The sequence below is a fragment of the Amycolatopsis sp. CA-126428 genome, assembly GCF_002904335.1.
In the GTDB taxonomy this organism is placed as follows: Bacteria; Actinomycetota; Actinomycetes; order Mycobacteriales; family Pseudonocardiaceae; genus Amycolatopsis.
In genome coordinates this window covers 37,721-60,020 of sequence record NZ_PPHF01000046.1, presented here as the reverse complement: position 1 = coordinate 60,020, position 22,300 = coordinate 37,721, and the positions used below count along the sequence as shown (strand labels likewise).

The window sequence follows — 22,300 nt, the reverse complement described above, 5'->3', positions numbered from 1 at the left end:
GAAAGCGATGACCACCTCGAGGAAGAGCCGCATCGACGCGCTGCCCGCGGAACTGCGGGAGACGCTCAAGCGCCGGCTGGCCGGGCGGGCGGAGCGGTCCGACGTGATCGGCCGGGCGCCGCGGGAGAACGCCCTGCCGCTGTCGTTCGCCCAGCAGCGCCTGTGGTTCCTCGACGAGTTCCGCCCGGGGGACGCGGAGTACAACAGCGCGGTGGCGCTGCGGCTGACCGGGCCGCTCGACACGAGCGCGCTGACCGGCGCGCTCGCGCAGCTGGTGGCTCGCCACGAATCCCTGCGCACCACCATCGACGACGCCGGCGGCACCCCGGTGCAGGTCGTCCACGGCACTCCGGAGATCCCGGTGCGGACGGTCGACCTGACCACCGACCCCGCGTTGCGGCCGGCCGATCTGGACGAGGTGCTGGAGGCGGAGTACGGCCGGTCGTTCGACCTGCGCCGCGGCCCGCTGGTGCGGCTGCTGCTGGTGCGGGTCGCCGAGGAGCACCACGTCCTGCTGATCACCGCCCACCACGTCGTCACCGACGGCGAGTCGATGGGCATCCTGGTCGGCGAGCTCGGCACGCTGTACGCGGCCGCCGTCCGGGGCGAAGCCGCCGAGCTGCCCGAACCGGCGGTCCAGTACGCCGATTTCGCCGTGTGGCAGCGGAACCGGCTCGCCGGGCCGGCGCTGGACCGGCACCTGGCCTACTGGACGACCCAGCTGGCCGGCGTCGAACCCCTGGACCTGCCGTCGGACCGGCCGCGCCCGGCCGTGCGCACGACGGCCGGTGCGGTGCACGGCTTCCGCGTCCCGGGCGAGGTCGCGGCCGGGCTGGCCGAGCTGGCCCGGGTCCACGACACCACGCTCTACACCGTGCTGGTCGCGGCCTGCCAGGTGCTGTTCGCCCGCTACACCGGCCGTGACGACATCGCCGTCGGCACCGTGGTTTCCGGCCGGAACCGGCCCGAACTGCAGCGGACGGTCGGCTTCTTCGTCGACACCGTCGTCATTCGGTCCACTGTGGACCAGAGCGTGCCGTTCGGGACCCTCCTCGACGCCGTCCGCACGACCGTGCTGGAGTCCTTCGAGCACGCCGAAGCCCCGTTCGAGAAGCTCGTCGAAGCGCTGCGCCTCGATCGCGACGCCAGCCGCAACCCGCTGTTCGACGCGATGGTGCTGCTGCACGGGAGCCAGGGCGGGCCGGCCGACTTCGCCGGGCTGACCGCCGAGCCGGTCGAGGTGGTCCGCCGCGCCGCCAACTTCGACCTCACCGTCGAGTTCCAGCCGTCCGCGGACGCGCTCGAAGGCTCGCTGGAGTACAACACCGACCTGTTCGACGAGCGGACCGCCGTCGCGCTGGGCGAGCACCTCACCGTGCTGCTGACCGCGATCGCCGCCGACGCGACGCGCCCGGTCGGTGAGCTGCCGCTGCTGACCGGGGACGAACGCCACCGGCTGCTCACCGAGTGGAACGAAACCGCGCTGGACGTGCCCGCGGCCACCGTCACCGAGCTGTTCGAATCGCAGGCCCAGCGCAGCCCGGACGAGACCGCGCTCGTCGCCGGGCACATCGCGCTGAGCTTCGCCGAGCTGAACGCGCTCGCCAACCGCCTGGCCCGCCACCTCGTCGTGCTGGGCGCCGGCCCCGAGCGGGTCGTCGCGCTCGAGCTGCCGCGGACGGCCGAGGCGATCGTCGCCTTCCTGGCGGTGCTGAAGGCCGGTGCGGTGTACCTGCCGATCGACCCCGCCCTGCCCGCCGACCGGAAGGAGCTGCTGCTGCGGGACGCCGGGGCCACCCTGGTCCTCACGACCGCGGAACTCGCGGCCGTACCGCCGGAGTACTCCGCCGCGGACCTCACCGACGCCGACCGGCTCGCCCCGCTGCGGCCGGACAACACGGCCTACGTCATCTACACGTCCGGGTCGACCGGCCGCCCGAAGGGGGTGGCGGTCCCGCACCGCAACCTCACCAACCTGCTCTTCAACCACCGCCACGACTTCGCCCCGCCCGGACGGCGGCTGCGGGTCGCGCTGACCGCCACCCTGTCGTTCGACACGTCCCTGGAAGGCCCGCTGCTCATGGCCGACGGCCACGAGCTGCACCTGATCGGCGACGACGTCCGGCTCGACGCCCACGCCCTGGTCGACCACATCGCCGAGCGCCGGATCGACTTCCTCGACCTCACCCCGACCTACCTGCGCCGGCTGATCCCCGCCGGGCTGCTGACCGATCCGCGGCACCGGCCGAAGATCCTCATGCTCGGCGGCGAAGCCCTCGACGACACGCTCTGGCGGGAACTCGCCGGCGCCGAAGTCACCGTGGCGCACAACTTCTACGGCCCGACCGAGTACACCGTGGACGCGGTGTCGTGCCGGGTCGGCGAAACGGCCCGCCCGGTGCTGGGCCGGCCGCTGGCCAACACGCGCGCCTACGTCGTCGACCAGGCCCTGCGGCCGGTGCCCGCCGGCGTGCCCGGCGAGCTGTGCCTCGCCGGGGCGCAGCTCGCGCGCGGCTACCTCGGGCGCCCGGGCCGGACGGCCGGGAGCTTCGTCGCCAATCCGTTCGGGGCGCCGGGGGAGCGGATGTACCGCACCGGCGACCGGGTCCGCTGGACCGCGGACGGGCAGCTGGAGTACCTGGGCCGGCTCGACGACCAGGTGAAGATCCGCGGCTTCCGGGTCGAGCCGGGCGAGGTCGAGGCCGCGCTGGCCCGCCTGCCCGAGGTCGCCGCGGCCGTCGTGGTCGCCAACCGGCCGGACGGCGGCCACGCCCGGCTGGTCGCCTACGTCGTCGGCGCCGGACCGGTGCCGCCCACCGCCGACGAGCTGCGCGCCGCCCTGCGGGCCACGCTGCCGGACTACCTGGTGCCCTCGGCGTTCGTCCCGATCGACGCGATCCCGCTGACCCCCCAGGGCAAAGTCGACCGGCGGGCGCTCCCCGCCCCCGACGCGCCGTCGGACAGCGGCCAGGCCTACGTGCCCGCGCGCACCGCCGTCGAGCACCAGCTGGTGGCGATCTGGTCCGAAGTGCTCGGCAACGACCGCATCGGCGTCGAGGACAACTTCTTCGGCCTCGGCGGCGACTCGATCCTCAGCATCCAGGTGGTCGCCCAGGCCCGCCAGGCCGGCCTGCGGCTCACCTCGCGGGACATCTTCCTGCACCAGACCATCGCCGGGCTCGCGACCGCGGTGCAGACCACCGCGATCCACCCCCCGGCGGCGGGCCCGGTCGCCGGCCCGGCCCCGCTCACCCCGATCCAGCACTGGTTCTTCGCCACCCACGGGCCGCTGGCCCACTTCACCATGTCGCAGCTGCTCGAGCTGCCCGGCGGCGTCGACCAGCAGGCCCTGCGGACCGCCCTCGACGCGGTCGTCGCCCACCACGACGCCCTGCGGACCCGGTTCTTCACCGTCGACGGGCAGTGGCGGCAGGAGGTCGCGCCGGAGCCGCCGACCGGCGTCCTGCGGATCCGGGACCTGTCTTCGCTCGGCGAAGCCGGGCAGCGCGCCGGTATCGAGGCCGCGGCCGCGCAGGTGCGCGCCGGCCTGGACCCGGCGACCGGCACCCTGGCCGGCGCGGCGCTGCTCGCCCGCGGCACCCGGCCGCCGCTGCTGTTCCTGGCCGTGCACCACCTGGTGGCCGACGGCGTTTCGCTGCGGCTGCTGCTCGGCGACCTCGAAACCGCCTACGGCCAGATCGTCGCCGGCGCGCCGGTCCGGCTCGCGGCCACCGCCACGCCGTTCACCCAGTGGGCGCACCTGCTGGAGCAGCACGTCCGCGCGGGCGGCTTCGACGACGACCTCGAACACTGGACGCGGGTGGCGCGCCGGGTCCCGGCGGCACTGGCCGCCGACCACGCGGGCGCGGGCACCACCGGCTCCACCCGCACGCTGACCGTGACCCTCGGCGCCGAGGACACCGACGCGCTGCTGCACCGCGTCCCCGCCACCTACCGGACCCAGGTCAACGACGTGCTGCTGAGCGCCCTCGGCCGGGCCCTGGCCGACCGCACGGGGCAAAACGGGGTGCTGATCGCCCTTGAGGGGCACGGGCGCGAGGACTTCCTCGACGGCGTCGATCTTTCCCGCACCGTCGGCTGGTTCACCACGCAGTTCCCGGTGGCGCTCGACCTGCCGCCGTCGGGGGACTGGGGCGCCACCCTCAAGGCGGTCAAGGAGCAGTTGCGGGCGGTCCCGCGCCGCGGCTTGAGCTACGAAGCCCTGCGGTACCTCGGCGAGCCCGGCGCGCCGGGTCACGCGCTGCAGGCGTTCCCGCTGCCGCAGATCTGCTTCAACTACCACGGCCGCTGGGACGCCCAGGCCGGTGCCGACGGGCTGTTCCGCGGCCGGCACGACAGCCCGGGCGCCGACGTCGCCCCGGACGGGGCCAGCACCTACCAGCTGGACGTGACCGGCGTCGTCGAATCCGGCGAGCTGTCGCTGACGTGGTCCTACTCCGACCAGGTCAACGACTCCGGCACCGTCCGCGAGCTGGCCGAGGCGATGCTCGCGGGCCTGCGGGAGATCGTCGCCCACTGCGCGCGACCCGGCAGCGGCGGCCGCACGCCGTCGGACTTCCCGCTCGCCCGGCTCGACCAATCCACTGTGGACAGGATTGCCGGCGACGGCCGCGCCGTCGACGACATCTACCCGCTCACCCCGCTGCAGGCGGGCATGTTGTTCCACAGCTTGCTCGATCCCACCGCCGACGCCTACGTCGACCAGGCGCGGATGCTCCTGGACGGTGTTCGCGACCCCGACGCCTTCGCGCAGGCCTGGCAGCAGGTCGCCGACCGCACCCCGGTCCTGCGGACCGAACTCGTCTGGGAGGGCGTCAAGGACCCCGTGCAGGTCGTGCGGCACCGGGCGGTCGTCCCGATCACCCGCCACGACTGGCGTGGCCTGTCCGAAGCCGAGCAGAGCGCCCAGCTGGACCGGCTCTCGGCCGCCGACGCCGCCACGGGCCTGGATCTCACCACGGCGCCGCTGATGCGGCTGGCGATCATCGCGCTGACCCACGACCGCGTGCTGCTGATGTGGACCTCCCACCACATCGTGCTCGACGGCTGGAGCCTCGCCCAGATCTTCACCGAGGTGTGCGAGCAGTACGCCGCGCTCACCGAGCAGCGGATCCCGCGGGTGCCGGCGCACCGGCCGTTCCGCGACTACCTCGGCTGGCTCGCCGCGCAGGACGTCACCGCGGCCGAAGACCACTGGCGCGGGGTGCTGGCCGGCTTCGCCGCCCCGACCCCGCTGCCGTGGGACCGGTCCCCGGCGCAGGCGCACCGGACGCGCTCGTCGCGGACGGTCCGGACGTCTTTGTCCACTGAGGACACCGCGCGGCTGCGGGAGGTGGCCCGGCGCCACGGCCTGACCGTCAACACGCTCGTGCAGGGCGCCTGGGCGCTGCTGCTGGCCCACTCCAGCGGCGAGTCCGACGTCGTGTTCGGCACCACCGTCTCCGGCCGTCCCGACGACCTGCCGGGCGTGGAGACCATGATCGGGATGTTCATCAACACCGTCCCGACCCGGACGTCGATCGAGGGCGGCGAGCGGGTGCTGCCGTGGCTGCGGCGGCTGCAGGACGAGCAGAACCAGGCCCGCCGCTACGACTTCCTCGCGCTCGGGAAGCTGCGCGCCCTCAGCGACGTCCCGCCGGGGGAGAACCTGTTCGACAGCATGGTCGCGTTCGAGAACTACCCCTTCGACGAGAACGCCGCCGCGCAGGCGGGTGTCACCCTGCGCGAGGTGACCGCCCTCGACGCCACGACGTTCCCGGTCACCCTGCGCGCCTACGTCGACCGGCGCCTGGGCTTCGAGCTGGGCACCGACCCGGCCCTCTTCGACGAGGAGACCGCCGCCGCGATGGCGGCCCGGCTGGAGACCCTGCTGCTCGGGCTGGCCGAGAACCCGGACCGCCCGATCGCGCGGCTGCCGTGGCTGTCGGCCGAGGACCGCGCCGGGCTCACCGCCGGCCGGCCCCCGTCGCTGCCCGCCCCCACCATCACCGAGCTGTTCGCCGCCCAGGTCGTGGCGCACCCGGACGCGGTCGCCCTCACCGGCGACGGCGTCTCCCTGACCTACACCGAGCTCAACGCGCGGGCGAACCGGCTGGCGCACCGGCTGATCGAGCTCGGGGCCGGGCCGGAGCGGTTCGTCGCGCTGCGCCTGCCGCGCTCGCCGGAGCAGGTCGTCGCGATCCTCGCCGTGCTCAAGGCCGGGGCCGCCTACCTGCCGATCGACCCGGCCACGCCGGCCGAACGCGTCGACCGGATGCTCGCCGACACCGAGCCCGTCGCCGTCCTCGCTCCGGAAGACGTCGACGTCGAGACGGGCCCGGAGACCGACCCGCCGCCGCGGTGCACGCCGGACCACCCCGCCTACGTCATCTACACCTCCGGCTCGACCGGGCTGCCCAAGGGCGTGGTGATCCCGCACCGCAACGTCACCCGCCTGTTCGCCGCGACCGGCGCCCGGTTCGGCTTCGGCGCCGAGGACGTCTGGACGCTGTTCCACTCCTACGCCTTCGACTTCTCCGTGTGGGAGATCTGGGGTCCGCTGCTGCACGGCGGCCGGCTCGTCGTCGTCCCGCACGCGGTGTCCCGGTCGCCGCGGGAGTTCCTGCGCCTGCTGGCCGACGAGGGTGTCACCGTGCTCAACCAGACGCCGTCGGCGTTCTACCAGCTCGTCCGGGCCGACGAGGACGATCCGGAGGCCGGCGCCCGGCTCGCGCTGCGGTACGTGGTCTTCGGCGGCGAGGCCCTGGACACGCGCCGGCTGGCCGGCTGGTTCGGCCGCCACGGCGACCGCACGCCGCGGCTGGTGAACATGTACGGCATCACCGAAACCACCGTGCACGTCACCCACCACGACCTCGTGTCCGACAGGGACACAGTGGACGCTCCGGGACTCATCGGCACCGCCCTGCCCGACCTGCGCGGGTACGTCCTCGACGCGGATCTGAACCCGGTCCCGGCCGGGGTGCCCGGCGAGCTCTACGTCGCCGGCGACGGCCTGGCCCGCGGCTACCTCGGCCGCCCCGGGCTGACCGCCGCCCGGTTCGTCGCCGACCCGTTCGGCGCGCCCGGCTCCCGGATGTACCGGTCCGGCGACCGGGTGTCCCGCACCCGCGAGGGCGCCCTGCGCTACCACGGCCGCGCCGACCAGCAGGTGAAGATCCGCGGCTTCCGGATCGAGCCGGGCGAGATCGAAGCCACCCTGCTCGCGCTCCCGGAAGTCGGCTCGGCGGCGGTACTGGCCCGCGAAGACGAGCCCGGCCGCAAGCGGCTGGTCGCCTACGTCGTCGCCGCGACGCCGGAGGAGCCGCCGAGCACCGCGCGGCTGCGGGAGCACCTCGGCCGGTCGCTGCCGGACTACATGGTGCCCTCGGCGTTCGTCACGCTCGACGAACTGCCGTTGACCCGCAACGGAAAGCTCGACCAGCGCGCGCTGCCGGCCCCCGCCGCGGCGGCGCCGGAAAGCGCCGAGTTCGCCGAACCCCGCACCGAAGCCGAGCGCACGGTCGCGGCCGTGCTGGCCACCACGCTCGGCCTGGAGCGCGTCGGGGCCGACGGCAACTTCTTCACCCTCGGCGGGGATTCCATCCTCAGCATCCGGTTCACCTCCGCGCTGCGGGAGGCCTTCGGCGTCGAAGTGTCCCCGCGCACGGTGTTCGACCACCCGACGGTGGCCGGCCTGGCGGCCGCGCTGCCGGCCGCGTCCGCCACGCCGCTGACCGCGGCGATCACCCCGGTGGCCCGCGACGCCGAGCTGCCGCTGTCCTTCGCCCAGCAGCGTCTCTGGTTCCTCGACGACTTCGCGCCCGGCAGCACCGACCACGTCACGGTCTTCGGCGTGCGGCTGCGCGGCGCCCTGCGGCCCGACGCGCTCGGCCGCGCGCTCACCACGCTGATCGCCCGGCACGAATCGCTGCGCACCACGTTCCCGGCCGTCGACGGCCGCCCCCGCCAGGTCGTGGGGGAGCCGTGGCAGCTCGCGCTGCCGGTCACCGACCTCTCGGGCCCGGCGGTGGAGGAGGAGCTGCGGCGGCTGCTGGCCGAGGACCTCGCCCGGCCGTTCGACCTCGCCCGGGGCCCGCTGCTGCGGGCGCGGCTGGTCCGCCTGGCCGCGGACGGCCACGCGCTCGTGCTGTCCCTGCACCACATCATCACCGACGGCTGGTCGATGGGTGTCCTCGTCGGCGAGCTGGCCACGCTCTACGGCGACGAGCGGGTCGACCTGCCTGCGCTGTCCGTCCAGTACGCGGACTTCGCGGCGTGGCAGCGCGAGCGCCTCACCGGTGCCTTCCTCGACGAGCAGCTCGGCTTCTGGCGCCACGAGCTCGAGGGCCTGCGCCCGCTGGACCTGCCGGCCGACCGCCCGCGCCCGGCCACCCGGACGTCGAACGGCGCCGAGCACGAGTTCGCTCTCGGCGCCGAGGCCCTCGCCGGGCTGCGCCGGCTGAGCCACGACCGCGACACGACGCTGTTCACCGCGCTCGTCGCGGCCTGCCAGCTGGTGCTGCGCCGCTGGTCCGGCCAGGACGACGTCGCCGTCGGCACCGTGACCTCCGGCCGCGACCACCCGGAGGTCCAGGACCTCGTCGGCCTCTTCGTCAACACCGTCGTGCTGCGGTCCCGAGTGGACGGTCGGCGGGGCTTCGGCGAGCTGCTCGGTGCCGTCCGCCGGACGGTCCTGGACGCCTTCGCCCACCAGGAAGTGCCGTTCGAGCGGATCGTCGACGAGCTGAGCCCCGACCGCGACCCCAGCCGCACCCCGCTGTTCGAGGTGCTGGTGACCCTGCAGAACGCCGGCAACCGCCTGCCCGCCCTCGCCGGGCTCACCGCCGGTGAACTGACGCTGCCGATGACCACCGCGGGCTTCGACCTGAGCGTCGAGTTCGAGGAGCGGCCCGACGGGCTGCGCGGCCTGCTGAACTACAACACCGACCTGTTCGACGCGGCGACGATGCGGCGCTTCGCCGAGCACCTCACGGTGCTGCTCACCGCGGTCGTGGCCGACCCGGACCGGCCGGTCGACGCGCTGCCCCTGCTGCCCGCCGCCGAACGCGACCTCGTCGTCGAGACGTGGAACGCGACCGGCCGGGCGATGCCGGACACGACCGTCGTCGAGCTGTTCGAGGCCCAGGCCGCCCGGACTCCGCACGCGACCGCGCTGGTCAGCGGCGACACGACGCTGACCTTCGCGGAGCTGAACGCCCGCGCCAACCGGGCCGCGCGGGTGCTCGTCGCCCGCGGTGCCGGGCCCGAGCGGCTGGTGGCGGTCGCCCTGCCGCGGTCCGCGGAAGCCGTGGTCACGATCCTCGCCGTCCTCAAAGCCGGTGCCACCTACCTGCCCCTGGACCCGGAGCTGCCCGCCCCGCGGCGGGAAGCGTTGCTGGCCGATGCCCGGCCGGTCCTGGTGGTCACCGAACCGGTGGTCGCGGACGGAACCGACACGAACCTCCGCACCCCGATCAGCCCGGACCACGCGGCCTACGCGATCTACACCTCCGGCTCGACCGGGACGCCCAAGGGTGTGCTCGTCACCCACCGCGCGCTGGCCAACTTCGCCGTCGACCACGGGGATCAGTTCACCGCCGCGGCCGGGAAGGACCGGCTGCGGGTGGCGCTGACCGCCGCCTTCTCGTTCGACGCGTCCTGGGAAACCGTGCTGCTGACGCTCACGGCCGGGCACGAGCTGCACGTGATCGACGGCGACACCCGGCTCGACCCGGCCCTGCTCGCCGGGTATGTCGCCGAGCACGAGATCGATCTGGTCAACTCGACACCGTTGTTCGTCCGGCACCTGCTGGAAGCGGGACACTGCCCTCCGGTGCTGCTGGTCGGGGGAGAAGCCGTCGGCGAAGCGCTGTGGCGCGACCTGAGCGACCTCGACGGCGTCACCGCGTTCAACCTCTACGGCCCGACCGAGTGCACCGTCGACGCCACCTTCTGCCGGATCGGCGAGACCGCGCGCGAGGTGATCGGCCGCCCGCTCGGGAACGTGCGGGCCTACGTCCTCGACGACCGGCTGCGTCCGGCACCGATCGGCGTGCCCGGCGAACTGCACCTGGCCGGCGTCCAGCTGGCCCGCGGCTACCTGAATCGGCCCGGGCTGACGGCGGACCGCTTCCGCGCCAACCCGTTCGGCCCGCCCGGCAGCCGGGTGTACGCCACCGGCGACCGCGCCCGCTGGACCGCCGAGGGCTACCTGGAGTACCTCGGCCGCGTCGACGACCAGGTCAAGATCCGCGGCTTCCGGATCGAGCCCGGCGAGGTCGAGGCGGCGCTGCGGGCCCTGCCCGAGGTCGCCGACACGGTCGTCGTCGCCCGCCGCGACGACGGCCACGCCCGGCTGGTCGCCTACGTCGTCCCGGGTTCCACAATGGACCCGGCCCGGCTGCGGGCGGAGCTGAAGGAAACCCTGCCCGACCACCTGGTGCCGTCGGTGTTCGTCCCCCTGGACCGGCTGCCGCTGGCCACCAGCGGCAAGGTCGACCGCCGCGCGCTGCCCGCGCCCGCCGTCCACCCGGCCCCGGCCGAGGGCCGGACCGCGCCGCGCACCGCGACCGAACGGCTGCTGGCCGAGATCTGGGCGGATGTCCTCGGCGTCGCGGAACCGGGCGTCGACGACAACTTCTTCGCCCTGGGCGGGGATTCCATCCTCAGCATCCAGGTCGTCTCGCGGGCCCGGCGGCGCGGCCTGCGCCTGACCTCCCGGGACGTCTTCCGCCACCAGAGCATCGCCGAGCTCGCGCTCGTCGCCGGCGCCGAAGCGGCCGCCGAGCCCGAAGCCGCGTTCACCGGCTCGGCGCCCCTCACCCCGATCCAGCGGTGGTTCTTCGAAACCGGCCACCACGACCACTTCACGATGTCCACGCTCGCCGAACTCGACCCGGACGTGGACGTTCCCGCATTGGAAACGGCTCTGGGCGCGGTGCTGGCGCGGCACGACGCCCTGCGCACCCGGTTCACCCGCACCGGCGACGGCTGGCGGCAGGAATTCCGGCCCGACGCGGAAATCCCGGCGCTGCGGCACGTGCCCGATGGAGACACTGTGGACATCAGCACGGTCGCGGCCGAGGCTCGGGCGGCGCTGCGGGTCGAGGGCGGCCCGCTCGTCGCGGCCGCGCTGATCACCGCTCCCGGGCGGGCACCGCGGTTGCTGCTGGTCGTCCACCACCTGGTGGTCGACGGCGTGTCCTGGCGCATCCTCTTCGACGACCTGGAAACCGCCTACCGCCAGGTGGTTTCCGGGCGGCCGGCCGACCTCGGCCCGGCGCCGGTCAGCTTCCTCCGCTGGGCGGACCGCCTCGCGGGGCACCCGTTCGACGCCGAACAACCGTACTGGAGCGAAGCGCTCGACGGAGTCGACCCGGACCTGCCGGTGGACGCGGCGGGGGAGAACACCGCCGGAAGCGCCCGCACGGTCACCGTCCGCCTGGACTCCGCCACCACCGACGCCCTGCTGCACCAGGTGCCCGAGGTCTACCGCACGCAGATCAACGACGTCCTGCTCGGCGCGCTCGGCCGGGTACTGGCCCGCTGGACCGGCCGTGAACGCGTCCTCGTCGGCTTGGAAGGGCACGGCCGCGAGGAAATCTTCGACGACCTCGACCTGTCCCGCACGGTCGGCTGGTTCACCGCCGAGTACCCGGTCGCGCTCACCCTCCCCGCGACCGAAGACTGGGGCTCGACCCTGAAGGCCGTCAAGGAGCAGCTGCGGGCCATCCCCGGCAAGGGCCTCGGCTACGGCGCGCTGCGGCGGCACGACGACCCGGTGCCGCAGATTTCCCTGAACTACCACGGGCAGTGGACCGCCGGCGGCGACGACGGCGGGCTGTACCGCGGCTGGGGCGGCGACCTCGGCGACGACATCGACCCCTGGCGGCCGCGCACGGCCCTCCTGGACGTCGTCGGCATCGTCGACGGCGGCCGGCTCGAACTCGCCTGGACCTACGCCCCCGGCGTGCACCACGAGGACACCGTGCGCGGGCTCGCCGAGCAGGTCCTCACGGCCCTGCGCGAAATCGTCGAGCACTGCGCCGGCCCGGACGCCGGCGGCCGCACGCCGTCGGACTTCCCCCTGGCCCGGCTGAGCGCGGCCGAGCTGGACGCCGTGGCCGGCAACGGCCGCGCGGTCGAGGACGTCTACCCGCTGACCCCGCTGCAGGCCGGGATGGTGTTCCACACCCTGGTCGACGACGGCTCCCCGGCCTACTTCGAGCAGGTCCGCATCCGCCTCGCCGGCGTCACCGACCCCGCCGCGCTCGCCGCGGCCTGGCAGCGGGTCGTCGACCGGACCCCGGTGCTGCGCACCCGGCTCGTCTGGACGGGTGTCGAAGAGCCCGTGCAGGTGGTGGACCGCGCCGCGACCCTGCCGGTCACCCACCACGACTGGCGCGACCTCGGCCCGGAAGAGCGCGAAGCCGCGCTGCGGGACGCCCTGGCGGCCGACCGGGCCGTCCCGTTCGACCTGACCCGGGCCCCGCTGACCCGGCTGACGATCGGCGCGCTGCCCGGCGACGAGGTCGACCTCGTGTGGACCTCCCACCACGTGCTGTTCGACGGCTGGAGCTCCGCGCAGGTCTTCGCCGAAGCCTGCGAGCAGTACGCCGCCGCGACCGCCGGCGTCCGCCCGGCCCTGGTCACCCGGCGCCCGTACCGCGACTACCTCGGCTGGCTGGCCGGGCGCGACCAGGCCGCGGCCGACGCGTTCTGGCGGGACACCCTGGCCGGCTTCGACGCGCCGACCGCGTTGCCCTACGACCGCCCGCCGGCCGAAGCCCACCAGTCCCGGTCCACCGATTCGGTGCGGATCGAGCTGCCGCCGGCCGCGACGCTGCGGCTGCGGGAGTTCGCCCGGACCCACGGCCTGACCGTCAACACCGTCGTGCAGGGCGGCTGGGCGCTGCTGCTGGCGATGCTTTCCGGCGACCGTGACGTCGTCTTCGGCACCACGGTCTCCGGCCGCCCGGCCGACCTGGCCGGCGTCGAAACGATGATCGGGCTGTTCATCAACACCATCCCCACCCGCGTCCGCATCGACGGCACCCAGCCGGTCGCGCGGTGGCTCGGGCAGCTGCAGACGGCCCAGAGCGAGGCCCGTGACCACGACTTCGTGTCGCTGGCCCGGCTGCGCCCGCTCAGCGACGTCCCGGCGGGGCAGAACCTGTTCGACAGCATGGTCGTGTTCGAGAACTACCCGATCAGCGAACCCGCCACCGCGGGCGCGCCCCGGGTCGTCGAGGTCGCCTCGGCCGACGCCACGAACTTCCCGCTGTGCCTGCGCGCGTCCCTCGACGAAGGACTCGCGCTCGACCTCGCCTACGACCCGGCGCTGTTCGACCGCGACACCACGGCGGCCCTGACCGACCGGCTGGGCCGGCTGCTCGACGCCGTCACCGCGGACCCGGACCGCCCGCTGGCCCGCGTGCCGTGGGTCGCCGCCGCCGAGCGCGCCCGGGTGCTCGCGGACGCCCACGGCCCGGGTGCGGCCGGGACACCGTCCACGGTGCCCGCGCTGTTCGCCGACCAGGTGCGGCGGCGTCCGGACGACGTCGCCGTGCTCGCCGGCGACCGGACCCTGACCTACGCCGAGCTCGACGAGCGGGCGAACCACCTGGCCGCACGGCTGGCCGAACTGGGTGTCGCCGTCGAGGACCGGATCGGGCTGCTGCTGGAGCCCTCGGTCGAGCACGTCGTCGCCGAACTCGCCGTGCTCAAGGCGGGCGCGGCCTACGTGCCCCTGGACACCCGGGCGCCGCACGAGCGGCTGCGGGCCGTGCTCGCCGAGGCCGGGGTCTCGGTCGTGGTTTCCGGCGACACCTGGGTGCCGGCCGCCGAAGCCGTCCACAGTGGACCAGTGCTGACCGTGGGCGAGCGGCGCTCGCGGACCGCGCCGGAATCCGCCGTGGTGCCCGAAAACCTCGCCTACGTCATGTACACCTCCGGCTCCACCGGCGTCCCCAAGGGGGTCGCCGTGCGCCACCGCGACATCACCGCGCTGGCCCAGGACGGCCGGTTCGCCGGCGGCGCCCACACCCGGGTGCTCGCGCACTCGCCGCTGGCCTTCGACGCCTCCACCTACGAACTGTGGGTCCCGCTGCTCAACGGCGGCGCGACGGTCCTGCCCGACGGGCCCGACCTCACCGTGGAATCGTTGCGGCGCGCGGTCTCCGCGCACGGGGTGACGGCGGCGTGGCTGACCGCCGGGCTCTTCCGGCTGCTCGCCCAGGACGCCCCGGACGGCCTGCGCGGCCTGCGCGAGGTGTGGACCGGCGGCGACGTCGTCCCGCCCGCCGTGGTCCGCGCGGTCCAGGCCGCCTGCCCCGGCCTCGTCGTGGTCGACGGCTACGGCCCCACCGAAACGACCACCTTCGCCACGTCGTTCCGGATGACCGGCGGGGCGGGCGTGCCCGAGCCCGTGCCGATCGGCCGGCCGCTCGACGGCATGCGCGCGTACGTGCTGGACGCCGAGCTGCGGCCGCTGCCCGCCGGGGCGCCCGGCGAACTCTGCCTGGCCGGTGCGGGCCTGGCCCGCGGCTACCTCGGCCGGCCCGGCCTGACCGCCGAGCGGTTCGTGCCCGACCCGTTCGGCGCGCCGGGGGAGCGGATGTACCGCACCGGCGACGTCGTCCGGCGCGGCGCGGACGGCGAGCTGGTGTTCCTCGGCCGTTCCGACGACCAGGTCAAGCTGCGCGGGTTCCGGATCGAGCTCGCCGAGGTCGAGGCCGTGCTGGCCGCCCACCCGGCGGTCGCCCAGGCGGTCGCGACCGTCCACACGGACGCCGCCGGCACGCGGCGGCTGATCGCGCACGTCGTCCTCACCGCCGGGCGGACCGCGGACCCCGCCGGGCTGCGCGGCCACGCGGCCGCGTCCCTGCCCGAGTACATGGTGCCCGCCGTCGTGCTCGTGCTGGCCGCGCTTCCGTTGAACCGCAACGGGAAGGTCGACCGCCGCGCGCTGCCCGCCCCGGACGGCCCGGTGGCGTCCCGGCGGCCCTACGCCGAGCCGGCCACCGCGACCCAGCGCGCCGTCGCCGACATCTGGCAGCGGCTGCTCGGGGTCGACCGGGTCGGCGCGCAGGACAACTTCTTCGAGCTCGGCGGCGACTCGATCCTCAGCATCCGGCTGGTGTCCCGGCTGCTGGCCGAATGCGGCGTGTCGCTGTCGCCGCGAGCGGTGTTCGCGCACCCGACGGTGTCCCGCCTCGCCGCCGCGATCGAAACCGTCGGGGCCACCGCCCAGGACCCGATCCCGGCCGTGCCCCGGGACGGCGAGCTGCCGCAGTCCTTCGCCCAGCAGCGCCTGTGGTTCCTCGACGAGTTCGAGCCGGGCGGCACCGAGTACGTCACCAGTTCCGCGGTGCGCCTGCGCGGCGCACTGGACGTCGGCGCGCTCGCCGAGGCGTTCACCGCGCTGGTCGCCCGGCACGAACCGCTGCGCACCACGTTCGGCTCGGCCGACGGCCACGGCGTCCAGGTCGTGCACCCGCCGTCGCCGGTTCCGCTGCCGGTCGTCGACGCTCGCGAGGAGGAGCTCGCGACCATCCTGCGTGCCGACGGCGAACAGCCCTTCGACCTCAGTGCAGGGCCGCTGCTGCGGGCCAAGCTGATCCGGCTCGCGCCGGAGGAGCACGTGCTCACCGTGGCGGTGCACCACATCGTCACCGACGGCTGGTCGAACGGGCTCATCGCCGAGGAGGTCGGGGCGTTCTACGCGGCCGCGTTGCGCGGCGAACCGGCGGACCTGCCGCCGCTGCCGGTGCAGTACGCGGACTTCGCGGCCTGGCAGCGCGGCCGGCTCGCCGAGCGGGTCCTGGCCGGCCAGGTCGACTACTGGGCCGGGCGCCTGCGCGACCTCACGCCGCTGGAGCTGCCCACCGACCGGCCCCGCCCGCCGGTGCGCACCACCCGCGGCGCGACGCGCGAGGTCGTCGTCCCGGCGGCGGTGACCGCGCGGCTCGAGCAGGTGAGCCGGCAGCGCGAGACGACCCTGTTCACCACGCTCGTCGCCGCGTGCCAGGTGCTGCTCGGCCGCTGGGCCGGCCAGGACGACGTGGCCGTCGGCACGGTCACCTCCGGCCGGGAGCGGCCCGAGCTCGAAGGGCTCGTCGGGTTCTTCGTCAACACGCTGGTGCTGCGCTCGCGGGTCCGCCCGGACCTGGCGTTCACGGCGTTCCTCGACGAGGTCGGGGCGGGTGTCCGCGCGGCGTTCGACCACCAGGACCTGCCGTTCGACCGGGTCGTCGACGCGGTGCAGCCCGGCCGCGACCCGAGCCGCACGCCGCTGTTCCAGGTGATGGTGGTGCTGCAGAACAGCCCCCGCGAGGCAACCAGCCTGCCCGGTCTCGAAACCGAAGAGCTCCCGCAGCCGGCGACGGCGGCGAACTTCGACCTGACGCTGGAGTTCCAGCCGGACGGCGAAGTCCTGCGCGCGGCGCTGACGTACAACACGGACCTGTTCGACGCGGCCACGATCGACCGCCTGGCCACCCACCTGGGTGTCCTGCTGGCGGGCGTCGCGGACGACCCGGACCGGCCGCTGGCCCGGCTGCCGCTGATCGGCGCGGCCGAGCGCGAGCTGGTCCTGGGTGCCTGGAACGACACGGCCGTCCCGGTGGAGCCGCGCACGCTGCCCGAACTGGTGTCGGCCCGCGCGCGGCGGACGCCGGACGCACCGGCGGTCATCGCGGGCGAGACCCTCACCTACGCGGAGCTGGAGGGCCGCGCATCCCGGTTGGCGCGGGTGCTGGCCGGGCACGGCATCGGCCCGGAGCGGATCGTCGCACTGGCCCTGCCGCGGTCGGTGGAGATCGTGGTGGCGCAGCTCGCGGTCCTGAAGGCGGGCGGAGCGTTCCTCCCGGTGGACCCGACTTACCCGATCGAGCGCATCACGTTCATGCTCGCCGACGCCCGCCCGGCCCTGGTCCTGACGCTGGCGGGGCTGGCCCCACCGGTCCCGGATGACGTGCCGGTGCTGTCCCTGGACGACCCCGAGTTGTTCGGCGGCGAACCCGCTCCGCCCGTCCCCGTCCGGCCGGAGCACCCCGCCTACGTCATCTACACCTCCGGCTCCACCGGCCGTCCCAAGGGCGTGGTCGTCACCCACGCCGGGCTGGCCTCCTTCGCCGCCGCCGAAGCCGAGCACCTCCAGGTCACCGCAGGGGATCGCGTCCTGGCCTACTCTTCGCCCAGCTTCGACGCGTCCATCCTGGAGCTCTGCCTGGCCCTGCCCAGCGGCGCCGCGCTCGTCGTGGTGCCGCCCGAGCCGCTGCTCGGCGAACCCCTCGCCGAGTTCCTCACCGCCCACCGGATCACCCACACCCTGATCCCGCCCGCCGCGCTGGCCACCGTGCCCGCCACCGACCTGCCGGACCTGCGCACCCTCGTCGTCGGCGGGGACGCCTGCCCGGCGGAGCTCGTCGACCGGTGGGCGCCCGGCCGGCGGATGATCAACGCCTACGGCCCCACCGAATCGACGATCGTCGCGACCTGGAGCGACCCCCTGGAACCGGGCACGCCGCCACCCATCGGCCGGCCCATCCCGAACACCCGCGGCTACGTGCTCGACGCCGCGCTCCAGCCGGTGCCGGTCGGCGTGGCCGGCGAGCTGTACGTCGCCGGGCCGAGCCTGGCCCGCGGCTACCTCGACCGGCCGGGCCTGACCGCCGACCGGTTCACCGCCAACCCCTTCGGCGCGCCGGGGGAGCGGATGTACCGCACCGGTGACGTCGTCCGGTGGACCGCCACCGGGCAGCTGGAGTTCACCGGCCGGGCCGACGACCAGGTCAAGGTCCGCGGCTTCCGCATCGAGCTCGGCGAAGTCGAGGCGGCGCTGACCCGCCACGCGAGCGTCGCCGCCGCGGTGGCCGCCGTCCAGCAGGACGAGTCGGGGCACAAGCGCCTGGTCGCCTGCTTCGTCGCCGAACCGGGCGCCGGCCCGGTCGGCGCCGGCGAACTGCGGGAGTTCCTCAGCCGGTCGGTGCCCGGGCACCTGGTGCCCGCCGCGCTGCTGGAGCTGCCCGCGCTGCCGCTCGGGCCGAGCGGCAAGGTCGACCGCCGCGCCCTGCCCGCGGTCGCCGCCGCGGCCGAGCCGGCCACCCGCCACGTCGAGCCGGTGACCCCGGCCGAGCGCGCGCTCTGCGAGATCTGGGCCCAGGTCCTCGGCCTGGACCGGGTCGGCACCGCCGACAACTTCTTCGAGCTGGGCGGCGATTCCATCCTCAGCATGCAGGTCGTGTCCCGGGCCCGGCAGGCCGGGCTGCGGGTGTCCACGAAGGACATCTTCCTGCACCAGACCGTGGCCGCGCTGGCGCCCGAAGCCGGCACGGTGGCCGGGGAAGCGGCGGCGGACGGGCCGGTCGTCGGCGAGGTCCCGCTGACCCCGATCCAGGATTGGTTCTTCGCCACCCACACCGTCAACCCGCACCACTTCAACCAGTCGATGCTGCTCGAGCTCGCCGACGGCTTCGACGCCGGCGCGCTCGAGCGGGCGCTGGCCGCGGTGTGGACCCACCACGACGCCCTGCGCATGCGGTTCACCCGCACCGAAGAGGGCTGGCGCCAGCACAACGCCGACGTCGAGCCGGTGCCCGGGCTGCGCCGCGAGGACCTGACCGCCGTACCCGCGCCCGGCCGGGCGGCCGCGCTGGAGCGGATCGCCGACGGCGTCCACGCCGGGTTCGACCTCGCGGAAGGCCCGCTGCTGGCGGCCGTCCTGGTCACCGCCGATCCGGCGTGGCGGCCCCGGCTGTTCCTGGCCGCGCACCACGTCGTCGTCGACGCCGTCTCCTGGCGGATCCTGCTCGACGACCTCGACACCGCCTACCGCCAGGCCGCCCGGGGCGTCCCGGTCGACCTCGGGCCGCGGACGACGTCGTTCCGGGACTGGGCGCACCGCCTGCGTGACCACGTCCGTGCCGGCGGCTTCGACGACGAACTGGCGTACTGGACGAGCCTGCCCGCCTCGGGCGCGCTGCCGGTCGACCACGACACCACCGACGCCGACGCCGATACCGGTACCGCCGAAGTCACCGTGGCGCTGGACGCCGCCGACACCGACGCCCTGCTGCGGTCGGCGCCGTCGGCCTACCGCACGCGCGTCAACGACGTCCTCCTCGCCGCGCTGGCCTGGGCGCTGGCCCGGTGGACCGGCCGCCCGGACGTTTCGATCGCCCTGGAGGGCCACGGCCGTGAGGACATCCTCGACGGTGTCGACCTCAACCGGACCGTCGGCTGGTTCACCACGCTGTTCCCGGTCGCGCTGTCCCTCGAGGACACCGGCACCCCCGACTGGCGGACGCTCGTCAAGTCCGTCCGCAAGCAGCTGCGGGCCATGCCGGGCAACGGGTTCGGCTACGGTGCCCTCCGCCACCTCGGCGACCCGGACGTCCGGAAACAGCTCGCGGAAACCGGGCCGCAGCCGGAGATCTCGTTCAACTACCTCGGCCAGTGGGACGGCTCCGGGGGCGCCGGGACGGTGTCCGACAGCCTCTACGCCGCCGCCTGCGGTTCGCTCGGCCTCGACCACGACCCGGCCGAGCACCACCCGCACCTGCTCGACCTGGTCGGCGCGGTCCAGGACTGCGAGCTGGTGTTCTCGCTGATCTACCAGCCCGGCCGGCACGACCGGCGGACCGTCGAAGCGGTGGCCGGCGACTTCGCGGGCGCCCTGCGGCGGATCGCCGCCGACTGCCAGGCCCCGGGCCACCGGAAGGAGCGGCGGTGACCACGCGGCTTTCGCGCAACCGCAACTACGGGCTGCTGTGGGGCAGCCAGGCGCTGTCGGAGGCCGGGTTCAGCGCGTCGATGATCGCGTTGCCGCTGCTGGTGCTGGCGGTGACCGGCTCGCCGGCGCTGTCCGGGCTGGTGCTCGGCGTCGACGCGATGGCCCAGCTGGTCGCCGGGCTGCCCGCCGGCGCGCTGGCGGACCGGTGGGACCGCAAGAAGATCCTGCTCGGCTGCGAAGCGGCGTACGCGGTGACGGTGGCGAGCCTGGTGGCGGCGATCTGGTGGGACGGCGTGAGCATCCCGCACCTGATCGCGGTCGCGGCGGTCATGGGCTGCTGCCGGTCGCTGTTCGGCCCGGCCGAAGGCGCGATGCTGGCCGGGGTGGTGCCCCCGGCCCAGCTGCCCACGGCGGTGGCGATGAACTCCGCGCGCGGCGCCCTCGGCCAGCTGTCCGGCACCGCGGTCGGCGGGTTCCTCTACGGCATCGGGCGGGCCGTCCCGTTCGCCTTCGACGTGCTCGTGCACCTGGTCTCGCTGGTCGCGCTGACCTTCGTCCGGGCGCCGCGCCGCGAGGCCGCCCGGCTGGAGGGCGGGCACCTCGGCCGGGAGATGGCCGAGGGGCTGCGCTGGGTGTGGAGCGAACGGCACGTGCGCGTCACGGTGGCGTGCGCGGTGAGCCTGAACTTCTTCTTCAGCGCCTACTACATCGTCATCATCGTGCTGGCCAAGGAGCGGGGCGTCACCTCGGGCGAGATCGGCGTGATGGCCGCGATGCTCGGCGTCGGCGGGGTCGTGGGGTCGCTGATCGCGCCCTACCTGCAGCGGCGGCTCAGCCCGTACGTGTCGATCATGAGCGTGTTCTGGGTGCTGACCCTGCTGACCCCGCTGGCGGCCGTGATCCACGACGGCTACCTGCTGGGCGCGCTGTTCGTCGCCATGGCCCTGCTCCCGCCGACCGCCAACACGACGATCGGGACCTACCAGCTGCTGCTCACCCCGGACCGGCTGCGCGGCCGGCTGACCAGCGTGATGGGCGTGATCGGCGGGGTGTCCGCGGCGACCGGGCCCGCCTTCGGCGGCCTGGTGGTGCAGGCGTTCCCCGGCACCGGCGCCGTCGTGCTGTGCGCCGCCGGGATCGCCCTGGTCACCCTGGTCGTCACGGTCAGCCCGACCCTGCGCCGGTTCCCCCGCAGCGACACCCTCGTTCCCGCCCCCGAGCCGACGACCACCGAGGAGAAGACGTCATGACCACCCAGGAACCCGACCTCGCGTTCGCCTTCGAAGACCTGCTGGCGCGCTCGGCCGAGCTGCGCGAGCGCGGCCCGGTGCACCACGACGAAGAGCGGGGGCTGTGGCGGGTGCTCGACCACCCGGGCGTCTCCCGGGTGCTGTCCGACCCGGCGGCGTTCTCGTCGGACTTCAGCGGGCTCACGCCGGTCCAGGAGGACTTCGAGACCTTCCGCAAGGGCAACTTCGTCGGGATGGACCCGCCGGACCACCGCAAGCTGCGCACGCTGGTCAGCCAGGCGTTCACCCCGCGGGTGGTGGCCGGCCTCGAGCCGAGGATCCGGACGATCGCCGGTGAGCTGCTCGACGAGGTCGGCGGGGCGTCCCGCTTCGACGTCGTCGACGCGCTGGCGTACCCGCTGCCGATCATCGTGATCGCGGAGCTGCTCGGCGTCCCGGTGGCGGACCGCCCGCTGTTCACCCGCTGGGCCCAGGTCCTCTTCAGCGGCGACCAGCTGGGGGAGTCGGCCGACATGGCCGACATCCAGCGGGCCCTCGACGCGATCGCCCCGACGATCCGCGAGATGAACGCCTACATCCTCGACCACATCCGGCACCACCGCGCCCACCCCGGCCCGGGCCTGACGAGCCGGCTGGTGGAGGCGGAGTTCAACGGCGAGCGCCTCGAGGACCAGGAGATCGTGGGGTTCGTCGCGCTGCTGCTGATCGCGGGCCACATCACGACCACCGCGCTGCTGGGCAACGCGATCGTGACGTTCGACCGCAACCCGGCCGCGGCGGCGGCGCTGCGGTCCTCGCCGGCCGGCCTGCCGGCGGCGCTGGAAGAAGTGCTCCGGCTGCTGCCGCCGTTCCCCGAGCTGGGCCGCCGCACGACCCGCGAGATCGAGCTGGGCGGCCACCGCATCCCGGAGAACTCGATCGTGATGGCGGACCTGGCGGCGGCCAACCGGGATCCCGCGTTCTTCGACCGGCCGGACGCGTTCGACCCGGCCCGGACCCCCAACCCGCACCTGACGTTCGGCCACGGCATCCACTTCTGCTTCGGCGCGCCGCTGGCGCGGCTGGAGGGCCGGATCGCGTTCGAGGTGCTGTTCGAGCGCTACCGCGATCTGGCGGTCGCGACGGACGCGCCGGTGGTGTTCCAGAACCCGTCGGTGATCGTGAGCGTCCGGCACCTGCCGCTGGACGTGGAGCGGGCCTGAGCGGCCCTCGGCTGACGCCGATGGGTGGTCCGAGGTTCCGGATGCGCCTTCACTGGGTAGCCCACAGGTGTGAGCTGAGCAGGTGATGCCTGCTGCGACGAGTGAGAGGTGAT

The 22,300-nt window shown here is 74.6% G+C and carries 3 protein-coding genes; all 3 read left to right on the top strand.

What is annotated here, in order from left to right:
• Window positions 1-7: 7 nt before the first annotated feature.
• Genes C2L58_RS13130 through C2L58_RS13120 form a run of 3 tightly spaced genes read left to right on the top strand, consistent with a single transcriptional unit; the run spans window position 8 to window position 22,187 of the window.
• The gene (locus tag C2L58_RS13130; RefSeq protein WP_103337856.1) at window positions 8-19,735 is read left to right on the top strand and encodes a non-ribosomal peptide synthetase; all 19,728 of its coding nucleotides are present in this window, start codon (window positions 8-10) and stop codon (window positions 19,733-19,735) included.
• The gene (locus C2L58_RS13125) at window positions 19,732-20,985 is read left to right on the top strand and encodes an MFS transporter (protein WP_103337855.1); all 1,254 of its coding nucleotides are present in this window, start codon (window positions 19,732-19,734) and stop codon (window positions 20,983-20,985) included. Before C2L58_RS13130 ends, C2L58_RS13125 begins: the two co-directional genes overlap by 4 nt.
• Window positions 20,982-22,187: a cytochrome P450 gene (locus C2L58_RS13120; protein WP_103337854.1), complete on the top strand. Its 1,206-nt coding sequence runs from the start codon at window positions 20,982-20,984 to the stop codon at window positions 22,185-22,187. Before C2L58_RS13125 ends, C2L58_RS13120 begins: the two co-directional genes overlap by 4 nt.
• Window positions 22,188-22,300 lie beyond the last annotated feature (113 nt).